Origin of the sequence: Serratia sp. P2ACOL2 (genome assembly GCF_003691565.1) — a bacterium.
Taxonomy (GTDB): domain Bacteria; phylum Pseudomonadota; class Gammaproteobacteria; order Enterobacterales; family Enterobacteriaceae; genus Serratia; species Serratia liquefaciens.
Map to the genome: position 1 here is coordinate 2,298,945 of NZ_CP033162.1, position 21,022 is coordinate 2,319,966.

Annotated in this window: 21 protein-coding genes and 3 tRNA genes; 11 read left to right on the top strand and 13 right to left on the bottom strand. The window is 53.8% G+C overall.

Features of this window, described 5'->3' with window-relative positions; all coding sequences use genetic code 11:
- Positions 1 to 50: 50 nt before the first annotated feature.
- The gene (locus tag EBA31_RS11345; RefSeq protein ID WP_004943694.1) at positions 51 to 455 is read right to left on the bottom strand and encodes a hypothetical protein; all 405 of its coding nucleotides are present in this window, start codon (positions 453 to 455) and stop codon (positions 51 to 53) included.
- A 555-nt stretch (positions 456 to 1,010) separates the two neighbouring features.
- Here EBA31_RS11345 and sufA point away from each other — a divergent pair.
- The 7 genes from sufA (at position 1,011) to EBA31_RS11380 (ending at position 7,978) form a co-directional block, all read left to right on the top strand.
- Positions 1,011 to 1,382: a Fe-S cluster assembly scaffold SufA gene (sufA, locus tag EBA31_RS11350; protein WP_020826654.1), complete on the top strand. Its 372-nt coding sequence runs from the start codon at positions 1,011 to 1,013 to the stop codon at positions 1,380 to 1,382.
- Between the two features lie 14 nt (positions 1,383 to 1,396).
- A complete protein-coding gene (sufB, locus tag EBA31_RS11355; protein WP_122079106.1) occupies positions 1,397 to 2,893 on the top strand; it encodes a Fe-S cluster assembly protein SufB in 1,497 nt (498 codons plus the stop codon).
- 42 nt (positions 2,894 to 2,935) lie between these two features.
- The gene (sufC, locus tag EBA31_RS11360; protein WP_020826656.1) at positions 2,936 to 3,682 is read left to right on the top strand and encodes a Fe-S cluster assembly ATPase SufC; all 747 of its coding nucleotides are present in this window, start codon (positions 2,936 to 2,938) and stop codon (positions 3,680 to 3,682) included.
- Positions 3,657 to 4,949, top strand: a complete 1,293-nt coding sequence (gene sufD / locus EBA31_RS11365) for a Fe-S cluster assembly protein SufD (RefSeq protein WP_122079108.1) — start codon at positions 3,657 to 3,659, stop codon at positions 4,947 to 4,949. Before sufC ends, sufD begins: the two co-directional genes overlap by 26 nt.
- Complete coding sequence (gene sufS, locus EBA31_RS11370; protein WP_020826658.1) at positions 4,946 to 6,166, top strand: cysteine desulfurase SufS; 1,221 nt, start codon at positions 4,946 to 4,948, stop codon at positions 6,164 to 6,166. The genes sufD and sufS overlap by 4 nt, the downstream gene beginning before the upstream one ends.
- Before the next feature lie 93 nt (positions 6,167 to 6,259).
- The gene (sufE, locus tag EBA31_RS11375; RefSeq protein WP_020826659.1) at positions 6,260 to 6,673 is read left to right on the top strand and encodes a cysteine desulfuration protein SufE; all 414 of its coding nucleotides are present in this window, start codon (positions 6,260 to 6,262) and stop codon (positions 6,671 to 6,673) included.
- A 291-nt stretch (positions 6,674 to 6,964) separates the two neighbouring features.
- Positions 6,965 to 7,978 carry a L,D-transpeptidase family protein gene (locus tag EBA31_RS11380; protein ID WP_122079111.1) on the top strand — a complete coding sequence of 338 codons (1,014 nt, stop codon included), beginning with the start codon at positions 6,965 to 6,967 and terminating at the stop codon, positions 7,976 to 7,978.
- A 140-nt stretch (positions 7,979 to 8,118) separates the two neighbouring features.
- On the opposite strand, the gene EBA31_RS11385 is transcribed toward EBA31_RS11380, so the two are convergent.
- The 7 genes from EBA31_RS11385 to EBA31_RS11415 form a co-directional block, all read right to left on the bottom strand.
- Entirely contained in the window at positions 8,119 to 8,355 is a 237-nt protein-coding gene (locus EBA31_RS11385) for a major outer membrane lipoprotein (RefSeq protein WP_005165631.1), read from the bottom strand.
- Positions 8,356 to 8,663: 308 nt separating this feature from the next.
- Positions 8,664 to 10,076 carry a pyruvate kinase PykF gene (gene pykF / locus EBA31_RS11390; protein ID WP_020826661.1) on the bottom strand — a complete coding sequence of 471 codons (1,413 nt, stop codon included), beginning with the start codon at positions 10,074 to 10,076 and terminating at the stop codon, positions 8,664 to 8,666.
- 404 nt (positions 10,077 to 10,480) lie between these two features.
- On the bottom strand, positions 10,481 to 10,786 hold the full coding sequence (locus tag EBA31_RS11395; RefSeq protein ID WP_020826662.1) for a cupin: 306 nt from the start codon (positions 10,784 to 10,786) through the stop codon (positions 10,481 to 10,483).
- 123 nt (positions 10,787 to 10,909) lie between these two features.
- Positions 10,910 to 10,986 (bottom strand) — tRNA-Val (locus EBA31_RS11400).
- 20 nt (positions 10,987 to 11,006) lie between these two features.
- Positions 11,007 to 11,083: transfer RNA gene (locus tag EBA31_RS11405), tRNA-Val, on the bottom strand.
- Positions 11,084 to 11,103: 20 nt separating this feature from the next.
- Positions 11,104 to 11,180 (bottom strand) — tRNA-Val (locus EBA31_RS11410).
- A gap of 189 nt (positions 11,181 to 11,369) precedes the next feature.
- Positions 11,370 to 12,746, bottom strand: coding sequence for an MATE family efflux transporter (locus tag EBA31_RS11415; RefSeq protein ID WP_122079113.1), 1,377 nt, complete (start codon positions 12,744 to 12,746; stop codon positions 11,370 to 11,372).
- Positions 12,747 to 12,988: 242 nt separating this feature from the next.
- Here EBA31_RS11415 and EBA31_RS11420 point away from each other — a divergent pair, with 242 nt between their 5' ends.
- Together EBA31_RS11420 and EBA31_RS11425 are read left to right on the top strand one after the other, a co-directional pair.
- A complete protein-coding gene (locus EBA31_RS11420; protein ID WP_020826664.1) occupies positions 12,989 to 13,639 on the top strand; it encodes a riboflavin synthase in 651 nt (216 codons plus the stop codon).
- Positions 13,640 to 13,668: 29 nt separating this feature from the next.
- Positions 13,669 to 13,965: an I78 family peptidase inhibitor gene (locus EBA31_RS11425; RefSeq protein WP_020826665.1), complete on the top strand. Its 297-nt coding sequence runs from the start codon at positions 13,669 to 13,671 to the stop codon at positions 13,963 to 13,965.
- A 65-nt stretch (positions 13,966 to 14,030) separates the two neighbouring features.
- On the opposite strand, the gene cfa is transcribed toward EBA31_RS11425, so the two are convergent.
- Together cfa and punC are read right to left on the bottom strand one after the other, a co-directional pair.
- Positions 14,031 to 15,182 carry a cyclopropane fatty acyl phospholipid synthase gene (gene cfa / locus EBA31_RS11430; protein WP_046373697.1) on the bottom strand — a complete coding sequence of 384 codons (1,152 nt, stop codon included), beginning with the start codon at positions 15,180 to 15,182 and terminating at the stop codon, positions 14,031 to 14,033.
- 340 nt (positions 15,183 to 15,522) lie between these two features.
- Complete coding sequence (punC, locus tag EBA31_RS11435) at positions 15,523 to 16,734, bottom strand: purine nucleoside transporter PunC (RefSeq protein ID WP_122079115.1); 1,212 nt, start codon at positions 16,732 to 16,734, stop codon at positions 15,523 to 15,525.
- Between the two features lie 123 nt (positions 16,735 to 16,857).
- On the opposite strand from punC, the gene punR reads away from it, so the two are divergent.
- Positions 16,858 to 17,766, top strand: a complete 909-nt coding sequence (gene punR, locus EBA31_RS11440) for a DNA-binding transcriptional activator PunR (protein WP_122079117.1) — start codon at positions 16,858 to 16,860, stop codon at positions 17,764 to 17,766.
- Between the two features lie 41 nt (positions 17,767 to 17,807).
- Here the strand turns inward: punR and purR are convergent, their stop codons facing one another.
- Positions 17,808 to 18,833, bottom strand: coding sequence for an HTH-type transcriptional repressor PurR (purR, locus tag EBA31_RS11445; protein ID WP_020826669.1), 1,026 nt, complete (start codon positions 18,831 to 18,833; stop codon positions 17,808 to 17,810).
- Between the two features lie 323 nt (positions 18,834 to 19,156).
- Here purR and EBA31_RS11450 point away from each other — a divergent pair, with 323 nt between their 5' ends.
- Complete coding sequence (locus tag EBA31_RS11450) at positions 19,157 to 19,246, top strand: YnhF family membrane protein (RefSeq protein WP_020826670.1); 90 nt, start codon at positions 19,157 to 19,159, stop codon at positions 19,244 to 19,246.
- 54 nt (positions 19,247 to 19,300) lie between these two features.
- Here EBA31_RS11450 and sodB read toward each other — a convergent pair whose 3' ends face one another.
- Positions 19,301 to 19,879 carry a superoxide dismutase [Fe] gene (gene sodB, locus EBA31_RS11455; protein ID WP_020826671.1) on the bottom strand — a complete coding sequence of 193 codons (579 nt, stop codon included), beginning with the start codon at positions 19,877 to 19,879 and terminating at the stop codon, positions 19,301 to 19,303.
- Positions 19,880 to 20,073: 194 nt separating this feature from the next.
- On the bottom strand, positions 20,074 to 20,892 hold the full coding sequence (locus tag EBA31_RS11460; protein WP_020826672.1) for a C40 family peptidase: 819 nt from the start codon (positions 20,890 to 20,892) through the stop codon (positions 20,074 to 20,076).
- Positions 20,893 to 21,022 lie beyond the last annotated feature (130 nt).

Here is a 21,022-nt window from a genome sequence, read left to right on the forward strand (position 1 = left end):
CCTTCCCCCGCAGGCATTCCGGCCTGCGGGTTTCTTGTCAGTCGGCGGGGTTACAGCTGAAACGGCACCCGCTTGACGAAGTCCTTCTGGAAGGCGTTGGCTTTCTCCCAGGTGCCTTCCATCGCGTATTTCTGGCAGATCAGGGTCAGGGTATGGCGGGCAAAATGGTAGCTCTGAACCCGAAACAGCTGGCAGCGCTGCGGATTGTTGATTTCCACGATCAGCCGATTATGCAGCTTGCTCAACGCGTGCAGATAGCTTTCATCATCGCCGTTTTCCAGGCACAGATTGGCCATGTTGAGGCTGACGTTGTTGTAGCGTTTCAGGTGGTTGATATTGCACTCCGGCCGCCTGAGCGACGCTTCCGCCATGTAGAAATCTACCGTGGCGTCACGCACGCTGAACTTATAGTCATCAATTTTGCCCAGCAGCCACGCATTCATCGAGATATTCATTTGCCCGCGCTCAATTTGTAATTGAATGATAATCATTATCATATTTACTGGCGCGTTTACGATCAATCATTCTGTTGAAATTTTTATCGCGGCAGGGGGATGCATTGAGCGCGTGGCGACCCAATATGGTCAGTAACGACTAAACTTTAGTCATAGAGCGTGCGAATTGTCTGCCTGCAGTGAAGCGCGAAAGAGTGGGAAAAGTCCCTTATTGTCGATAAACGCATTTTTAAGACAGACAAAATTCAGAAATAGGTATTTTCTATGAATGTTTAAAGCAAAATAAAAATCCGGATCTGTAAAGCGTTCGAGCCAATAGGCAAGCGCGAAGGTAGTACAGGATGTGCTGTAAATTCATAGGGATAAATTGATCCCCTTGCCGACCTGCAGCGATTGTGTCGCTGACTGTCCCGCGCGCTTGCCGCATGCCGAAACGAAAATCCGGGTTTTTGGCGGATACCCCCGCAAAACAAACGGTTGAAGTGATAATTGTTATCACTAACATAGTAGCAACCCAGATTGGCTGTGGAAAAACACGAGTGTGAGGTAGGCCATATGCAAACGGAAAATGTCGGCACCTTTTCTCTGGACGAAAATGTCTGGCAAGGCATTTTGCTCAGTGATAATGCCGTACAACAAATTACTAAATTAATGCAGCAGGATCCGCAGGTGAAGGGGCTGCAGCTCGGAGTGAAGCAGTCAGGCTGCGCCGGGTTTGCCTATGTGCTGGATCTCACCCGTGAACCCGCTGACGACGACCTGCTGTTTGAGCGCGATGGCGCCAAACTGTATGTGCCGTTAAAAGCCATGCCGTTTATCGATGGCACCACGGTGGATTTTGTCCGTGAAGGGCTGAATCAGATATTCAAATTTAACAACCCTAAAGCTCAGCATGCCTGCGGGTGCGGCGAGAGTTTTGGCGTTTGAGCGATGCAATCAACATGACACGAAGCAATGTAGAAATGCCTAATGAAGTGCAGGCTTGGGTCAGCGAAGGTCGCTATAAAGAAGGCTTTTTTACCCAACTGGCTACCGACGAGTTAGCGAAAGGCATCAACGAAGACGTGGTGCGCGCCATCTCGGCCAAGCGTAACGAACCTGAGTGGATGCTGGAGTTCCGCCTGGAGGCTTACCGTGCCTGGCTGCAAATGGAAGAGCCGCACTGGCTGAAAGCCAACTATGACCGGCTGAATTACCAGGACTACAGCTATTACTCGGCGCCGTCCTGCGGCAGTTGTGATGACGCCTGCGGCTCGCAGCCCGGCGCAGAACAGCAGCCCGGCGCGGTCACGGACAACAATTACCTGACCAGCGAGGTTGAACTGGCGTTTAACCAGCTCGGCGTGCCGGTGCGAGAAGGCAGTGAAGTGGCGGTGGACGCGATCTTTGACTCCGTCTCGGTCTCCACCACCTATCGCGAGAAGTTGGCCGAGAGCGGGGTGATTTTCTGTTCGTTCGGCGAGGCGATCCACGAATACCCGGATCTGGTACGCAAATACCTCGGCCGCGTCGTACCCTCAAACGACAACTTCTTCGCCGCCCTGAACGCCGCGGTGGCCTCTGACGGTACCTTCGTCTATGTGCCGAAGGGCGTACGCTGCCCCATGGAACTGTCGACCTATTTCCGTATTAACGCCGCCAAAACCGGGCAGTTCGAACGCACCATCCTGATCGCCGACGAAGGCAGCTATGTCAGCTACATCGAAGGCTGCTCGGCTCCGGTACGCGACAGCTATCAGCTGCATGCGGCGGTGGTGGAAGTGATCCTGCACAAAGACGCCGAAGTGAAATACTCGACCGTACAGAACTGGTTCTCCGGCGGTGACAGCAAGGGCGGGATCCTGAACTTTGTCACCAAGCGCGCACTGTGCGAAGGCGCCGGGTCGAAAATGTCCTGGGCCCAGTCGGAAACCGGCTCGGCCATCACCTGGAAGTACCCGAGCGTGATACTGCAGGGCGACAACTCTATCGGTGAGTTCTTCTCTGTGGCGCTGACCAGCGGCCATCAGCAGGCGGACACCGGCACCAAAATGATCCACATCGGCAAGAACACCCGTTCGACCATCATTGCTAAAGGCATCTCTGCCGGGCACAGCGAGAACACCTATCGCGGCCTGGTGAAGATCCTGCCGGGGGCGGAAAACGCCCGTAACTTTACCCAGTGCGACTCGATGCTGATCGGGCCGGACAGTGGCGCCCATACGTTCCCTTATGTTGAGGCGCGTAACAACAGCGCGCAGCTGGAGCATGAAGCCACCACCTCAAAAATTGGCGATGACCAACTGTTCTACTGCCTGCAACGTGGCATCAGTGAAGACAATGCCATTTCGATGATCGTCAACGGATTCTGTAAGGACGTGTTCTCTGAGCTGCCGCTGGAGTTCGCCGTCGAGGCGCAGAAGTTATTGGCCATCAGCCTGGAACACAGCGTGGGCTAATCGCCGGATTTACAGCGCGAAAGCGCGACCTAAGGACACTGCATGTTAAGTATCAAGAATTTAAAAGTCAGCGCGGAAGGCAACGAGATCCTCAAGGGTCTGGACCTGGAGATCAAACCCGGTGAAGTGCATGCCATCATGGGGCCGAACGGCTCGGGCAAAAGCACGCTTTCGGCGACCCTCGCAGGGCGCGAAGAGTATGAAGTCACTGAGGGCGAGGTGACCTTTAAAGGTAAGGACCTGCTCGAGTTGGATCCGGAAGACCGTGCCGGCGAAGGCGTGTTTCTGGCGTTCCAGTATCCGGTGGAAATTCCCGGCGTCAGCAACCATTTCTTCCTGCAGACGTCCGTGAATGCGGTGCGAAAATACCGCCAGCAGGAGGCGCTCGATCGCTTCGATTTCGCTGATTTTATCGAAGAGAAGATTGAACTGCTGAACATGCCGCCCGATCTGCTGACCCGTTCGGTCAACGTCGGTTTCTCCGGTGGGGAGAAAAAGCGTAATGATATTCTGCAGATGGCGGCGTTGGAGCCGGATCTGTGCATTCTGGATGAAACCGACTCCGGTTTGGATATCGATGCGCTGAAGATCGTCGCCAACGGCGTTAACTCGCTGCGCGACGGCAAGCGCTCGTTCATTATTGTCACGCACTACCAGCGTATTCTGGATTACATCAAACCGGATTACGTTCATGTTCTTTCCCAGGGGCGCATCGTTAAATCCGGCGACTTCTCCCTGGTGAAACAGTTGGAGGAGCAGGGCTATGGCTGGCTTACCGACGAACAATAACTCACGCGCGCTGCAGCAGCTTTATAGCCTGTTCGAAGAGCGCGGCGGCGAGCATTCCGCGCATGCGCTGGCGCACTGGCAGCAGGCTTTACGCCTGGGCTGGCCGACCCGCAAGCATGAGAACTGGAAATACACGCCGCTGGAAGGCCTGCTGGAGCAGCAGTTCCTGGAGCCGCCTGTAGAGCAGGTGACCACGGCTCAGGTGGATGCACTGGCGTTGGCTATCGATGCATATCGGTTAGTGTTTATCGACGGCCGTTTCAGTGCGGCGCTGAGCGATGGCGAACTGGGCGACTATCAGTTTGACGTTGCCCCCTACGGCACGCCACAGGCGCTGCCTGAGCCCATTCAGCCTGAAATTTTTCTGCACCTGACCGAAAGCCTGGCGCAGGAAACCAGCATTATCCGCGTGGCGGCCGGTAAAAGCGCGTCACGCCCTTTGTACCTGTTGCATATCAGCAGCGGACGCGGTGCTGCAGGCGAAGTGAATACGGTACATCACCGCCATCATCTTGAGATTGGGCGCAGCGCCCAGGCCGAAGTGATTGAGCATTACGTCAGTTTGAACGATGCCGCGCATTTCACCGGCGCACGCCTGACCGCCAATGTGGCTGACAATGCCCAACTGCATCACTGCAAACTGGCGTTTGAAAGCCAGCCAAGTTACCACTTTGCCCATAACGATTTGGTGATTGGCCGCGACGCGCAGGTGAAGAGTGACAGCTTCCTGCTCGGTGCGGGCCTGACGCGCCACAACACCAGCGCGCAGCTTAACGGTGAAGGATCTAATTTGGTGATCAACAGCCTGGTGCTGCCGGTCGGCAAAGAGGTGTGCGATACCCGAACTTATCTGGAACACAACAAGGGTTACTGCGAAAGCCGCCAATTGCACAAAGTGGTGGTTAGCGACCGCGCCAAGGCCGTGTTCAATGGCATGATCAAAGTGGCCAAGCACGCGATAAAAACCGATGGGCAGATGACCAACCACAATCTGCTGTTGGGCAAAGTGGCTGAGGTCGATACCAAACCGCAGCTGGAAATCTATGCCGATGACGTGAAGTGTAGCCATGGCGCCACCGTCGGGCGTATCGATGAAGAGCAGTTGTTCTATCTGCAATCACGGGGCATCGACAAGCACGCTGCGCAGCAGATGATTATTTTTGCCTTTGCCGCTGAGCTGACTGAGGGGATCGGTAACGAAACCATTCGTGAATCGGTGCTGGCGCGCATTGCACGGCGCTTGCCGGAGCCGGGGGAGGCCGCATGAGTTTTCCCATCGAACGGGTGCGCGGCGATTTCCCGATCCTGTCGCGTGAGGTCAACGGCCAGCCTCTGGCTTACCTCGACAGCGCGGCCAGTGCGCAAAAGCCGCAGGCGGTAATCGATCGCGAGCTGGATTTTTATCGTCACGGTTATGCGGCGGTGCATCGCGGCATCCACACCATGAGCGCCGAGGCGACTCAGGAAATGGAAGCGGTGCGTGAAAAGGTGGCGGCGTTTATCAATGCCGGCTCGGCGGAAGAGATCGTATTCGTTAAAGGCACCACCGAAGGCATCAATCTGGTGGCCAACAGCTTTGGTCGCCACTTCCTGCAGCCCGGTGACAGCATCATCATCACCGAGATGGAGCACCATGCCAACATCGTGCCCTGGCAGATGCTGGCGCAAGAGCGTGGGCTGAACCTGCGCGTCTGGCCGCTACAGCAAGATGGTACGCTGGATGTGGCGCAGTTGCCTGGATTGATCGATGCCACCACCAAACTGCTGGCGTTGACTCAGGTTTCCAACGTGTTGGGCACGGTCAATCCGGTGCAGGAAATTACGGCGCAGGCCAAAGCTGCCGGTCTGAAGGTGCTGATTGACGGTGCGCAGGCGGTCATGCACCAACGGGTTGATGTGCAAGCGCTGGATTGTGATTTCTACGTATTTTCCGGTCACAAGCTGTATGGGCCTTCCGGTATCGGCGTTCTCTACGGTCGTCAGGCGCTGTTGCAGCAAATGCCACCGTGGGAAGGCGGCGGCTCAATGATTCAGCAGGTGAGCCTTACTCTCGGCACCACCTATGCCGAGCCACCGTGGCGTTTTGAAGCCGGTTCCCCCAATACTGCAGGCATGATGGGACTGGGGGCGGCGATTGACTACGTGAACGCGCTGGGGCTGGAGGCGATTGCTGATTATGAGCATTCGCTGATGCATTATGCGCTCGAAGCGCTGCAGCAGGTACCGACGCTGAAGATCTATGGTCCGGCGGATCGCGCAGGGGTGATCGCCTTTAATCTGGGCGAACACCATGCCTATGACGTCGGCAGCTTCCTGGATCAGTACGGCATCGCTATTCGCACCGGACATCATTGCGCGATGCCGCTGATGGCGTTCTATAATGTGCCGAGCATGTGCCGCGCCTCGTTGGCGTTGTACAACACCCGCGAAGAAGTTGACCGGCTGGTGGCCGGGTTGCAGCGAATTCAAAAACTGCTGGGATAGGGTAGACTGTCGGGCTTGGCGCTATTGGCTGAGCGCCGGTGGCCAGTGACATGGGGTCGGCATGCCGGCCCCTGAATTATTGAAAGGAACCTCATGGCGAACTTGCCGGATAAAGAAAAGTTGGTGCGTAATTTTTCCCGTTGCCTGAACTGGGAAGACAAGTACCTGTATGTCATCGAACTGGGCGCGAAGCTGCCGGCGCTTGACGATAGCGAACGTCAGGCGGGCAATCTGATTTCCGGTTGTCAGAGCCAGGTGTGGATTGTGATGCGGCTCGATGAACAAGGGCAGGTCGAGTTTCACGGGGATAGCGACGCGGCTATCGTCAAAGGGCTGCTGGCGGTGGTGTTTATTCTTTATCACCAAATGACGCCGCAGCAGATTGTCGAGCTGGACGTGCGGCCGTTTTTCGCCGAACTGGCGTTGAGTCAGCACCTGACGCCTTCCCGTTCTCAGGGGCTGGAAGCCATGATCCGCGCAATCCGCAGTCAGGCCGCCAAACTCTGATATTCCTAAGGCTCATTGATAAGGCGCTTATATCTGCTATGTCAATGAGTCTTTACAAAACCCGCCCAACCCTGCCATTCACCCCGCAAATCAGTGACATATCAGCAGCTTATCCCTTGACGTTATACTGACAAATGGAGAAAGCGATTACGTTATAACATGTTGATTTTTAGAGGACTTATTGCCTTTGACGTCAGCATTGCTAGTATTAATCAGGTCTTGTCTGATTTACCGGTCACCAAGTGCCAGATAGCCTTGTGGCCGAACCGTAATAAGCATATAGGGATGATAATGAAACGTGCGTTGAGTTTAATGGGCATGCTATTTGCCACCGTACTGACCGGCACGCAAGCCGCCAGCGCGAGCGAATACCCGCTGCCGCCGCCGGACAGCCGTCTGATTGGCGAGAACACCACCTATACCGTACCGAACGATGGGCGTCCGCTGGAGGCGATTGCTGCCGACTATAAAATTGGTCTGCTGGGCATGCTTGAGGCCAACCCGGGTACCGATCCCTTCCTGCCCAAGCCGGGTTCGGTGTTGACCATTCCGACCCAAATGCTGTTGCCGGACACCAAGCGCGAGGGGATTGTCGTCAACCTGGCCGAACTGCGTCTGTACTACTATCCGAAAGGTGAGAACAAGGTCATCGTTTATCCTATCGGCATCGGCCAGACCGGGATGCACACTCCGCTGCAGGTGACCTCCGTAAGCCAAAAAATCCCGAACCCGACCTGGACGCCGACGGCCAATATCCGCAAGCGCTATCTGGAGAAAGGCGTGAAGCTGCCAGGGGTGGTGCCGGCAGGTCCGGATAACCCTATGGGCCTGTTCGCCATGCGTCTGGCTATGGGGCACGGTGAGTATCTGATCCACGGCACCAACGCCAACTTCGGTATCGGCATGCGCGTCAGCTCCGGCTGTATCCGCCTGCGTCCAACGGATATCGAGGCGTTGTTCAACATGGTACCGCGCGGTACCCGTGTTCAGGTCATAAACGACCCGGTGAAAATCTCGGTTGAGCCAGACGGTAAACGTTACGTAGAAGTGCATCAACCGCTGTCGAGAGTGGAAAGCGACGATCCGCAGACCATGCCGATTACGTTGTCCAAAGCCGAGAAGGCTTTTGTCGGCGATGCACAGACCGATAAGGCCGTGTTCGATAGCGCGGTTGTGCGCCGCTCTGGCATGCCGGTACTGGTTAACGTGGGGCAGAACCCCTCTGACGTCAGTTTAACGCCTGTAGCCTCACAGGAAGCGAATAAGGGCCCATTCAAGGGTGCACCTATCAGTTCGGTGAATTAAAACGGGTCGTAATGGATGATTCTGAGGGGGTTCAGCGTGCTGAGCCCTTTTTTTGCCTTGCGGCAGGAAGGAACCTTGGGGAATTTGCAGACAAAAAAAACGGCGCACATTGTGCGCCGTTTTCAATAACCGAAGCTAACTTACTTTTTGTAAGCGTGTGCTTGGTTGTCCAGGCGCTGGTTAGCACGTGCTGCGTCGTCTTTAGCTGCTTGAACGTCAGAACGGATTGCGTTCACGTCGTTGCTCAGCTGGTCAACTTTAGCGTTCAGAGTCTGAACGTCAGAAGACAGTTGATCGATTTTAGCATTGCTTGAACAGCCAGCCAGCATAGTGGAAGCCAGGATTACCGCGCCCAGTACCAGTTTAGTACGATTCATTATAACACCCTCTAGATTGAGTTAATCTCCATGTAGCGTTACAAGTATTACACAAACTTTTTTCGAAAGAGAATAATTTTTTTGTATTGGAGTGCTTTATTTTGATCGTTCGCTCAAACTTACAGCTTCTTTTGAAAAATAGTTAAAAAATGTAGGGAAAACAGCTGGATTCCATGGGACAACTCCGATTTATAATTAGCTAAATAATGAGCAATCCACGGTTGCGTTTTTGAGAAAACAGTTTACCAGTGCTAAAAAAAACGCCGCTAAGCGGCGTTTTCATCAAAATAATTATGTCACGTTTTATATTAAAGCACGTGAACCGAGGCAGTATTGGTTGTGCCGCTCGGAACCAGAGCTCCGGAAACCATCACCACAACGTCGCCTTTTTGTGCCAGACCGCTGGCCAGCGCCGCTTCTTTACCGATGCGATAGAAGTCGTCGGTAGAGGCGATTTCCTTGACCATCTGTGGGATCACGCCTTTGCTCAGAATCAGCTGATGCGCGGTGACTTCATTGGTGGTCAGCGCCAGGATCACGGCGTTAGGGAAATATTTACGCACGGATTTGGCTGATTTGCCGCCGCTGGTGGCAACCACGATCAGTGGCGCATCCAGTTTCTCTGCGGTTTCAACGGCGCCACGGCATACGGCTTCTGTGATACGCAGCTTGCGGTTGTCATTCAGGCTGTCGATACGGCTTGGCATCACGCGGTCAGTGCGCTCACAGATGGTCGCCATGATGGTAACGGCTTCAAGCGGGTACTTACCCTTGGCGCTTTCGCCTGACAGCATCACTGCGTCTGTACCGTCCAGAATGGCGTTGGCAACGTCGCCGGCTTCTGCGCGGGTAGGGCGTGGGTTCTTGATCATGGAATCGAGCATTTGGGTGGCGGTGATCACCACTTTACGTGCGCGGTTACATTTTTCGATCATCATCTTCTGCGCGAAGATCACTTCTTCTACCGGGATTTCTACGCCCAGATCGCCACGAGCGACCATGATGCCGTCAGAAGCTTCGAGGATTTCGTCGAAGTTGTTCAGGCCTTCCTGGTTTTCGATTTTGGAGATGATCTGGATCTGCTCGCCGCCGTGGGCTTTCAGGTGCTCACGAATTTCCAGCACGTCGGAACGCTTACGGATAAAGGAAGCGGCAACAAAGTCCACACCCTGTTCGCAGCCGAAGATCAGGTCGCGCTTGTCTTTTTCAGCCAATGCCGGCAACTGGATGGAAACGCCCGGCAGGTTAACGCCTTTGTTTTCGCCCAGGTCGCCACTGTTAAGCACCTTACAAACCACTTCGTTTTCGGTCACGTTGGTGACTTCCATGCCGATCAGGCCGTCGTCCACCAGTACGGTGTTGCCGATTTTCAGATCTGCGCTAAAGCCGGCGTAGGTTACTGCAACGCGTTCGTTGTTGCCGATAACGCTCTGATCGGTGGTGAAAGTAAAGGTCTGGCCGGCAACCAGAGAGGCATCTTTACCGCCTTCCAGTTTCATGGTGCGGATTTCCGGGCCTTTGGTATCCAACAGGATACCGGCGTTCTGACCGGTTTTCGCCATCACGGCGCGCATGTTCTTGATGCGGTTGCCGTGCTCTTCGTAATCGCCGTGGGAGAAGTTAAGGCGCATTACGTTCATGCCGGCGTTCAGCAGGTTGGTCAGCATTTCTTCCGATTCGGTTTTTGGACCGATGGTACAAACAATTTTGGTCTTTTTCATGACGGAGTTTTCTACAAGTTGTGATGGATAATAAAACGAATAAAACCAGCGGTCAGGCCACTGATAAGGGATTTGAGTCGTGCCTGGTGGTGCAAAACATAGTTAAGGATAGGTGACCGGAGTCGAAATGGGGCGGAAAAATTCAGCCCGCGCCGGGATGCGGGGATGCTGCGCAACGTGATGAGATGAAAATGTGTTGTTATTGCGTTTTCGCAGATCAAGGGCTGAAACCATTCAACTGAAAGACGTTGCGCATTATAAAGGCTAAGCGGCGGGAAACAAAATAAAAAACCGGTGCTAACGCTCGGATCCGGCAAATCAGCAGCAAATGTGGCGCAAATGCAAACTGACAGCTGCGGTGTGTTGCGCAAATAACCTTAGTGTAAACATGTCATTGGCCGATTTTAGCCGGATACGATAATTTCCAGCAGCGTACCGGCCGACAGGCAGAAGCAGCCGCTGGCAATGTTAGCGGGGATGGCGATAGTTTCACCGGCCACGATCACCTGGGTATCATTGCCGACGGTGAATTCAAACTCACCGGAAACCACCCGCGTCTGCAGAGCGTAAGCCCGCTTTTGCAGTTGACCGAAGGTTCCTGCGTCGAACTTTACTTCCGTGGCGCTGGTGCCGTCGCTCATTACCCCTTGCCTGCGGGTAAGACCGGTGTCCAGTTTTTCAAACGCAGTCTCTGCGGTAAATTTCAGCATGGGATCTGTCCTGATAGGGTATTGGCCTTGATGATACCTGATGTGGTTTGCGGTAGCAGGAGCAAAGTTTTAAAGCTTGAGGAACTGTCGGGCCGAAAGGGTGGAGCTGCGGATATTATGATTTGGTGCGTCCGAGTGGACTCGAACCACCGACCCCCACCATGTCAAGGTGGTGCTCTAACCAACTGAGCTACGGACGCACTGCACTGCTTTAGAATTTTGGTGCGTCCGAGTGGACTCGAACCACCGACCCCCACCATGTCAAGGTGGTGCTCTAACCAACTGAGCTACGGACGCACTGTACTGCTTTAGGAATTTGGTGCGTCCGAGTGGACTCGAACCACCGACCCCCACCATGTCAAGGTGGTGCTCTAACCAACTGAGCTACGGACGCATCTTTTCCTGTCTGTCATGGCTGACAGCGGGGACGAATATTAACGAGCTACCCGCGCGCTGGCAAGGAGAAAAACGTAATTTTATCCGGTATTTCACGCGATTGCTGCGCTTGTGTGCAGTGCGGCGGTTTTTTCTGCAATCCATGCTGCTGAAGCCACCGGTCGGCGTAACCGACCGGTGGTGATAGTTAGCGGGTAGAGCGCTGCAGGATCAGTGTCGCAGGCTGTTTTTGCAGCCAACGCATACGCAAGGCCATCATGATGGCGGCGAAGGTCAGCCCGATAATAAACCCAATCCAGAAGCCGCTAGGCCCCATCGCCGGGACGACAATGTCGGTCAACGCCAACAGATACCCGCTCGGCAGACCCAGCACCCAATAGGCGATAAAGGTGATGAAGAAGATCGAGCGGGTATCTTTATAGCCACGCAGAACGCCGCTGCCAATTACCTGAATAGAATCGGAGATCTGGTAAATGGCTGCCAACAGCATCAGCTGTGACGCCATGGCCACTACCGCCGGGCTGTCGTTGTACAGCAGGGCGATTTGCTCGCGGAAGGTGGCGGTAAACAGCGCGGTGCAGCAGGCCATCAGGATACCGACGCCGATAGCCGAATAAGCGGCAATCCGCGCTCCCTCGACCGATCCTTCACCCAATCGATAGCCAACGCGAATAGTCGCGCTGACGCCCAACGACATAGGCAACACGAACATCAGCGCGCTGAAGTTCAGGGCAATCTGATGCCCGGCCACCGAAACGATGCCCAATGGAGAGACCAGCAGAGCGACGACGGCGAACAGCGTGACTTCGAAGAACAGCGCCAGCGCGACCGGCAGACCGATGCCGAACAGGCGTTTTATTGCCGGCCAGTCGGGCCGCGGGCTGCTGCCTTCGTGCGGCAAAATATCGCGCTGCGAAGGGGCGCGCTTCACGTACCAACGCATCGCCAGGAACATAAACCAGTAAACGCTGCCGGTTGCCACGCCGCAACCTACGCCACCCAATTCCGGCATGCCGAATTTACCGTAGATAAAGATGTAGTTGATCGGGATATTCACCAGCAGGCCGAGAAAGCCAATCACCATGCCCGGCTTGGTTTTCGACAGCCCTTCGCACTGGCCGCGCAGTACCTGGAAGAACAGATAGCCCGGCGCGCCCCACATGATGGCGTGCAGATAGCCCACGGCTTTATCCGCCAATTGCGGGTCGATATTATGCATCAAGTCGATGACGAACTTGCTGTTATACAGCACGATAATCACCAGCAACGAGACCGCCCCCGCCAGCCAGAAGCCCTGACGCACCTGATGAGCAATGCGATCTCGTCGGCCCGCGCCGTTGAGCTGGGCGATGACCGGTGTCAACGCCAACAACAGGCCGTGCCCGAACAAAATGGCCGGCAGCCAAATAGAGGTACCGACGGCAACCGCCGCCATATCTGTGGCGCTGTACGCACCAGCCATAATGGTGTCTACCACACCCATTGCGGTTTGTGATATTTGCGCGATGATTACCGGGATTGCGAGGGCCAATAAACTACGCGCTTCAATGAAGTACTTCTGCACGCATACACCTTTTCTATTTATTTATGATGGAGGGGAGGGTCGTCGCGAAAGGACAACAATTAAAAATAGCGGAATTTTATCAAAAAGATTGTACCCGCTCGGCGAGGTTAAGCAAATGCTGTGATGAAATAGTTATTAAATGCGCAGGCACAGACTTTTTGTCGCCGCGGGTTTGGTTTTCCTCGCCAACTGGGGCAAACTGCCCCAAGCGCTTTAAACATTTTCAGAAAGAAGAGGCTCACATGTTCACCGGTATCGTACAAGGCACCGCGCCGCTGGTCGCCATTGATGAAAAATCCAACTTCCGTACCCACGTCATAGAAATGCCTACCGAGCTGCTGCCTGGATTGGAGCTCGGTGCGTCTGTGGCGCATAACGGCTGCTGCCTGACCGTCACGGCGGTAGAAGGTAACCGCGTCAGTTTTGATTTGATCAAAGAAACGCTGCGCCTGACCAACCTTGGTGAACTGGCGTTGGGCGATGTGGTTAACATCGAAAGGGCGGCCAAGTTTAATGATGAGATTGGCGGTCACTTGATGTCCGGCCATATTATCTGCACGGCGGAAGTTGCCAAGATTTATACCTCCGAGAATAATCGTCAGGTATGGTTACGTATGCCGAATGCGGAACTGATGAAATATGTTCTGCACAAAGGTTTTATTGGTATTGACGGAATTAGCCTGACCATCGGTGAAGTGGTGAATAACCGTTTTTGCGTGCATCTGATCCCGGAAACGCTGGAACGTACCACGCTGGGCAAAAAACGCCTGGGTGATAAGGTGAATATTGAGATCGACCCGCAAACGCAGGCGGTGGTAGACACCGTTGAACGGGTGTTGGCAAGCCGCGAAGCGGCAATGGCGGCGGCGAGCGCGCTGGCGCAGAAGATCTGACAAACGACCCACCAGAGAGGAGCAATCGCGTGAAGTTTTATGGGAAAACGTTGATGTTAACGGCGCTGCTGGCGCTGAGTGCTTGTAGCAGTTCGCCGGACCAGGGCGCGGCCAACCCGACAGTGGATGCCGATAGCGACACCTGTGGTGCGGCGCAATACCAGAATTATGTCGGTAAACCGATGTCTTCGCTGGAAGGCGTACGAATTGAGTCGCAGGTACGTGCGATTCCGTATAACTCTGCGGTCACGATGGACTTCAACCTGCGCCGCCTGAATTTCCTGGGCGACAGCGAGGATAAGATCATTCGCGTGTATTGCGGCTGATGCTTTTGCAGGTCATGTATAAGAATAACCCCGGTTAATTGGCCGGGGTTTTTTATTGGGCGTCTTTAGCGCGTCACGCGGATACCGCCTTCTACGCCTTTCGGGCTGAATACCACCTGCCAGAGTTGAATGTCACGGGCGCGAAATGCTCCAGCGCAGGCGTTCAGGTAATAACTGAACATGCGTTCGAAACGATCCGAATAACGTTGGGCCAACTGTGGCCATGCCTGTTTGAATCTTTCGTACCACGCCATCAAGGTACGATCGTAGTCAGCGCCAATATTGTGCCAATCTTCCATCACAAAATGCCCTTCGCTGGCCTGGGCAATATGGGTAACCGACGGCAGGCAGCCATTCGGGAAGATATATTTGTTGATCCACGGGTCAACATTCATATCTGTCCGATTCGAACCAATGGTATGCAGCAGGAATAGGCCGTCCGGTTTTAAATTACGTTCCACCACGTTGAAGTAGGTGCGGTAATTTTTCGGACCGACGTGTTCAAACATACCGACGGAAACAATACGGTCAAATTGCAGATGCAAATCACGGTAATCCTGCAGCAGGATCTCGACGTCCAGCCCGGCACAGCGCTCCTGTGCCAGCTTTTGCTGCTCGGCAGAAATGGTTACGCCCACCACCGAAACGCCATAGTTTTTCGCCGCATAGGCAGAAAGCCCGCCCCAGCCACAGCCAATATCCAGCAAATTCATACCCGGCTGCAGCTGCAGCTTTTCGCAAATCATCCGTAATTTGGCTTCCTGCGCTTCTTCCAGCGTGGTCGCCTCTTTCCAGTAGGCGCAGGAATATTGCATATAAGGATCCAGCATCAGGGTAAAGAGATCGTTCCCCAGATCGTAATGTTCTTTGCCGACTATCCAGGCGCGTTTCTTCGATTGCAGATTGGTTAATCGCGCGGCGGCAATTCGCAGGGTATCTTTGAGGTGGCGGGGCAATTTCTTTTCCAGACCGGCGCGGACCACGTGATGAAAGAATATATCCAACCGTTCGCATTCCCACCAGCCGTCCATATAGCTTTCGCCCAGGCCGAGAGAACCCTCCTGCAGCACGCGTTTAAAAAAATTAGGATTTTTAACCTGAATATCGAAAGGGCGCGAGCCGTTTATTTCAATACCGGCCATGCTGAGCATTTCATGAGCGATACGGTACCATTGGTTGTCCTGGATGCTCACATCTTCTATACACGATGAACTCATAGCTTCTCCATCACCTTCTTCTGACTTATGACCCGTCAAAAAATAGCTTAGACAAATTCTGCGGGTGCATACGTTTACCTACGGTAAGAATCCCGTGGCGTCTGATATCCGACTATGAACAGAGGAAAATTTTAAGAAGGTTCCAGCGCAAGAAACGCGGGAAAGACAATCCTTAAAAAACTGTGACGCCATACGCGTACACAACAGTTGCTAGTGATAAAGAAATTATAAAAGTGTTATTTTTAAAGGTCGTTTTTGAGTATAGGCTTGCCGAGGCGCTTACTCAACTGTAAATCGCACTCGGCAAAAATATTCTTTAAGTGATTATTAATACTGGCAATTATGACGCGGAGTTAGCATGTTCCTGACGCGTCGCCTGTCGATCGTCCATTACCTTTCTCCGCTGCATCAGATAGCCCAACGCGGCCAATACCACCGTCGACACCATTACCGTGACCGTTGCCAACAGAGGCTGGGCGATAAAGGCCGAAACCAGCATGCTGGCGACAAAACACAGGCCTAATTGCAGGGTGTTTTGCAAGGCGGCAGCTTTACCGGTGCCCTCCGGGAAGGGGGTCAACGCATTGGCTACCACGATAGGGTAAATGGCTCCGTTGACCAACGCCATCACGCAGAACGGAATTAACAACGTAGTGAGCGTGGGCTGAGTCAGGGTGGCAACCAGATATAATGCAACCATACTGACGCCATAAACTACCAACAGCCAAGGCAACAAGGTGTTGCCATTCATGCGGTTTAACGCGGTACGACAGCCATAGCCCCCTAATAAGAACGCCAGCGTCTGCGGCACATAGCTCAGACCGATGTCGTTCGGGCTATAACCCATATCACCAAGAATAAACGGTGAACCGGTCAGCCAGGCGAAGAAGCCGGCAGAACAGGCGGCAAAGATCATAACGTTGCCACTGAAGATGCGTGACTTTAATAGATGGAAGAAACTGAGCGCGCTTTTCTTATTGTCGTCGGAAGGCACGGTTTTGGCGCTTTCTTTCAGCAGCAGCGTCGGCAATAGCAAAAGCACGGTAATGCCCAGCAACACGGCGAAAATGGCGCGCCAGCCCATGTGATTCAGCAACCAGGCACCCACCAATGGCGCCAGCGCCGGTGAAAGGGCTACCAGCGGCATAATGGTGGCGAACACGCGGTTAGCCTTGCCTTCGCGATAGCGGTCAATTACCAAGGCCTGCCAGGTAACGGCAGCCGAGCAAACCCCAATCGCCTGGATAAAGCGCAGCGACCAAAGTTGCACGGCATTTTGCACCCACAGCATGCCAAGGCAGCCGAGGGCAAACAGCGCCAGACCGATCAGCAACACCGGTTTACGGCCGAGGCGATCGGAAAGCGGGCCCCACAGCAGTTGTGCAAAGGCAAACCCGGCCAGGAAGATGCTCAGGCTGGCGCTGATTGCCCCGGCGGAAATCTGCAGATCTTGCTGCATCATGCCGAAGGCGGGCAGGTACATATCGGTGGCCAGGTATCCCAGCATGCTCAGGCCGGCAAGGTAGAACATAAAACCAAAGGAATTTCGCATGGTATTTCTCGTTAATATTTTATTGTCGCAGGTTTTTAGCGCCGGCAAGTGTATCCGGCTGGATCTCTGCTTGTGAAACGGTAATATTTGCGAGGTGCTGTTAAAAAAATTGAAGGCAAAGCTATGTGGTCTGAATATTCCCTGGATGTCGTCGATGCGGTGGCCCGCACCGGCAGTTTCAGCGCCGCGGCGCAGGAGCTGCATCGGGTACCGTCGGCGGTAAGTTATACGGTGCGGCAGTTGGAGCAATGGCTGGCGGTACCGCTGTTTGAGCGCCGTCATCGCGACGTGGAACTGACACCGGCGGGCGTGCTGTTTATTCAGGAAGCGCGTGGTGTCATCAAAAAAATGCTCGACACGCGCCGACAGTGCCAACAGGTCGCTAACGGCTGGCGGGGCCAATTGAAAATAGCGGTGGATATCATCGTTAAACCCCAACGCAGTCGCCAATTGGTGCTGGATTTTTACCGCCATTTCCCCGACGTCGAATTGCTGGTTCAGCCGGAGGTGTTTAATGGCGTATGGGATGCGCTGGTGGACGGTCGTGCCGATATGGCGATCGGCGCCACAAGGGCGGTGCCGGTGGGCGGCGGTTTCGCCTTTCGCGATATGGGAGATATGCGTTGGTTGTGCGTGGCCAGTCCGCATCACCCGCTGGCCGCGATAGAGGGGCTGTTGAACGACGATCAACTACGGCCCTTTCCGTCGCTGTGCCTGGAAGATACCTCGCGCAACCTGCCCAAACGCGTGACCTGGACGTTGGACAACCAGCGCCGCCTGGTGGTGCCGGACTGGGCTTCTGCGGTGGACTGCCTGTGTGCCGGGTTGTGCGTTGGTATGATGCCTGCGCATCAGGTATTGCCTTTGGTGCAGCGCGGGGAACTGGTGGCGCTACAGTTGCAACAGCCATTTCCCGCCAGTCCTTGTTGCCTGACCTGGCAGCAAAATACGCCGTCACCGGCTATGGCCTGGTTGCTGGATTATCTGGGAGACAGTGAAACCTTGAATCAGGAGTGGCTAAGCGAAGAATGAAGAATAACGCCGGAAACCGTGAGAGTTTCCGGCGTAGATAATTAGCGGCGATAATCGATGAACGGACCGTCAGCGACCGAACGGCGCTCAACCAGCTTGGGATGAACCTCAATCACCTGCGACTCTTCACGCTTGCTGATGATGCGATCCAGCAGCATGGTGAAGGCCATCTCGCCCAAACGCTCTTTGGGCTGATGAATGGTGGTCAGTGCCGGGGTGAAGTAGCGGGCGTTTCGCACGTTATCGTAGCCAATCACCGATATGTCTTGTGGTACGCGCAGGCCAAGTTCATCGGCGGCGCAGATCGCCCCCATGGCCATGATATCGCCACCGCAGAAGACTGCGGTAGGACGTTGCTTCTGCGACAGTATCTGATGCATGGCCTTGTAACCGGATTCCGGCTCAAAGTCGCCCTGAACAATCCACTCTTCACGCACGTCGATATTGGCTTCTTCCATGGCTTTTAAAAAGCCCTGATGGCGGCCGCCGCCGGTATTACGCGCCAGTTGGCCCGGAATGGCCCCGATATCGCGGTGGCCGCGTTCAATCAGGTAGCGCCCGGCCAGATAGCCGCCTTCAAAGGCGTTATCGATAATGGTGTCGGTAAAGTCACCGCGTGCGGCGCCCCAATCCATGACGACCATCGGGATATTGCGATAATCTTCCAGCATGCCGAGCAGTTGGTCCGGGTATTCCGAACACATGACTAACAGGCCATCGACGCGCTTTTGCGCCAACATCGCCAGATAGGCGCGTTGTTTGTCCAGATTGTTATGTGAGTTGCACAGGATCAGCGTATAGCCTTTGCTGTAGCAGCTGTTTTCCACCGCCTCGATCACTTCGGCAAAGTAGGGTGCTTCGCTCGATGTGGCCAGCAGACCAATAGATTTGGTGTGATTGACCTTAAGGCTGCGCGCCACGGCGCTGGGTGAATAGTGCAGCTCTTTGATCGCGGCGCCAACGGCCGCTTTTGTTTCTTCGGCGACGAAACGAGTCTTATTGATGACGTGCGAAACGGTGGTGGTGGAAACGCCAGCGCGTTTGGCCACATCTTTAATCGTTGCCATGTAAAGAATGACTCCTGAACTCACATGTTGCAGTATGTAAGTGTGATGTTAATCGTTTGCCTGCGTAGATCCTTCTCCAAAGAAGCGAAAACTGAGTTTTTAGTGTGTTGAAGTCGTCAGCGCTTGGTCAGGAGGGGCATTTTGCCGGTACACAGTTGTGAACTGCGAATTTTGTCCCATATTGAGCAAAAGGGGAAGAGGTAATCGGTATTATAAACTGGGAAATGATAACAAGATTTTATCGGCCAACTGTGGGAAAATGGTTTAACACATTAATTGTGTGCCTTTTACCCTTGGGAAACCCAATCTGAAAAGGAGTTGTAATGGATACCGATTTGAAAATGTCACTGTTCACCACCCTGGGTGCGCTGGCTGTGATTATCGCTTTTAGCTTCACCGCAGCATTGAACTGATACTCTTCAGTCAACCAGGCGCAGTTCGCTACGCCTGGTTGTATTTTCCCCGCGTTACGCCAGATTTTCCTCCACAAATGCCCAGTTAACCAGCGCCCAGAAGTTTTCCAGGTAGGCCGGTCGTGCGTTGCGATAATCGATGTAGTAGGCGTGTTCCCAAACGTCGACGGTCAGCAACGGTTTGTCTTCACCAGTCAACGGCGTGGCCGCATTCGACGTATTAACAATCGCCAGCGAGCCATCCGGCTTTTTCACTAACCAGGTCCAGCCTGCGCCAAAGTTTTTCACCGCGGCGTCGCTGAATTGTTCCCGGAAGGCGGTAAAAGAACCAAAAGCCTGGTTGATCGCGGCAGCCAATTTGCCCTGAGGTTCCCCACCGCCCTGAGGTGACAGGCAGTGCCAATAGAAGGTGTGATTCCATACCTGAGCTGCATTGTTGAAGATGCCGCCGCTGGAAGCCTTGATGATTGCTTCAAGGGATAATCCTTCAAACTCGCTGCCTTTCAGCAAATTGTTCAGGTTGACCACATAGGCGTTGTGATGCTTGCCGTAGTGGTATTCCAGGGTTTCTGCCGAAATGTGCGGTTCGAGGGCATTTTTTTCATAAGGTAGTGCGGGCAGTTCAAACGACATTGCTTCCTCCTTGTACAGTGTCAACTCGCCGCTAAAGCAACGGACCTTAAATTGACCTGTTTTTATTGTGGATATTTAGCTTAGCAATTTTCGCGATGAAATACAGTGGGGGCGGGCTAAAGGATTGGGTACTTTAGGAACAGCAGGAAAATCAGTCAGGGGAGAGCGGCTGGGCAAGCCAGCCGCCAAAGAAATTATCGAATGGTTTTCGGTGTTACTACACGGCGGGCGCCGATGTAATGGTTTTGCCAGTAGTCATTGTCGAGTTGGCTGATCCGAATTTCTTCACCGGTACGCGGTGACTGAATAAATTTGCCGTTGCCCAGATAAACGCCAACATGGTCTGCCACGCCGCGGTTATTAATGCGGAAGAACACCAGGTCACCGCTTTCCAGTTCGCTTCTCTTGATCGGCGCAGCGTCTCGCAGGTGATACATTTCGTTGGCGGTGCGCGGCATTTTGATTTTCACCACGTCTTTATACGCATAGTAAATCAGGCCGCTGCAGTCGAAACCGGTTCTTGGTGAAGTACCGCCCCAGCGGTAAGGCTTGCCCATTTGGTCCATCAGCTTGGCCATCGCGGTTTGCTTGGCGTGCTGATAGCGTTTTTTGTGCGCTGGAGTCAGCTTCAACGGTTTATCATCACGCACCAGTTTCGCGGTGGCCATCCCGGCTTCGCGGTGGCGACCATAACCTTTTTTGTAACCCTTTTTCGGCGGGGTAACTTTGATTTTGGCTATTTTCTGAGTTTTGCCTTTCGATTTGGCGCTGACGATCTTTTTAGCGGTTTTTTCCGTTTTGGCTTTGGAAACCTTGGCGGTTTTCTGCGGGGTGGTGGTTTTTGCTTTTTTGCTGGCTTTTACCGCTTTCTTTTTCTTGCGGTCATCTGGCCGGGCTTCGTTGACATGGCTTTTGCGTTGCTCGGCGGCAATACGCGCCTGTGGCGCAGCATGCGCCAGATTGAAGAATAGCTGTGTAAACAACAGCACAAAAAGCGTAAGAATTAAACGCATGTCGACGTTACCAACCTTGGCCCCGGAACAGATATCGAAAGAAGGACAGTATTCCCGAATTTCGCCATATAAAACAGCGAAGAACTCATAAATGATAATCCATATTGTGAGAAAACGTTAATGGCATTTT

Coding starts and splice junctions, on each gene's coding strand:
- EBA31_RS11345 (WP_004943694.1), bottom strand. CDS start 455: ATGAATATCTCGATGAATGCGTGGCTGCTGGGCAAAATTGATGACTAT.
- sufA (WP_020826654.1), top strand. CDS start 1,011: ATGCAAACGGAAAATGTCGGCACCTTTTCTCTGGACGAAAATGTCTGG.
- sufB (WP_122079106.1), top strand. CDS start 1,397: ATGACACGAAGCAATGTAGAAATGCCTAATGAAGTGCAGGCTTGGGTC.
- sufC (WP_020826656.1), top strand. CDS start 2,936: ATGTTAAGTATCAAGAATTTAAAAGTCAGCGCGGAAGGCAACGAGATC.
- sufD (WP_122079108.1), top strand. CDS start 3,657: ATGGCTGGCTTACCGACGAACAATAACTCACGCGCGCTGCAGCAGCTT.
- sufS (WP_020826658.1), top strand. CDS start 4,946: ATGAGTTTTCCCATCGAACGGGTGCGCGGCGATTTCCCGATCCTGTCG.
- sufE (WP_020826659.1), top strand. CDS start 6,260: ATGGCGAACTTGCCGGATAAAGAAAAGTTGGTGCGTAATTTTTCCCGT.
- EBA31_RS11380 (WP_122079111.1), top strand. CDS start 6,965: ATGAAACGTGCGTTGAGTTTAATGGGCATGCTATTTGCCACCGTACTG.
- EBA31_RS11385 (WP_005165631.1), bottom strand. CDS start 8,355: ATGAATCGTACTAAACTGGTACTGGGCGCGGTAATCCTGGCTTCCACT.
- pykF (WP_020826661.1), bottom strand. CDS start 10,076: ATGAAAAAGACCAAAATTGTTTGTACCATCGGTCCAAAAACCGAATCG.
- EBA31_RS11395 (WP_020826662.1), bottom strand. CDS start 10,786: ATGCTGAAATTTACCGCAGAGACTGCGTTTGAAAAACTGGACACCGGT.
- EBA31_RS11420 (WP_020826664.1), top strand. CDS start 12,989: ATGTTCACCGGTATCGTACAAGGCACCGCGCCGCTGGTCGCCATTGAT.
- cfa (WP_046373697.1), bottom strand. CDS start 15,182: ATGAGTTCATCGTGTATAGAAGATGTGAGCATCCAGGACAACCAATGG.
- punC (WP_122079115.1), bottom strand. CDS start 16,734: ATGCGAAATTCCTTTGGTTTTATGTTCTACCTTGCCGGCCTGAGCATG.
- punR (WP_122079117.1), top strand. CDS start 16,858: ATGTGGTCTGAATATTCCCTGGATGTCGTCGATGCGGTGGCCCGCACC.
- purR (WP_020826669.1), bottom strand. CDS start 18,833: ATGGCAACGATTAAAGATGTGGCCAAACGCGCTGGCGTTTCCACCACC.
- EBA31_RS11450 (WP_020826670.1), top strand. CDS start 19,157: ATGGATACCGATTTGAAAATGTCACTGTTCACCACCCTGGGTGCGCTG.
- sodB (WP_020826671.1), bottom strand. CDS start 19,879: ATGTCGTTTGAACTGCCCGCACTACCTTATGAAAAAAATGCCCTCGAA.
- EBA31_RS11460 (WP_020826672.1), bottom strand. CDS start 20,892: ATGCGTTTAATTCTTACGCTTTTTGTGCTGTTGTTTACACAGCTATTC.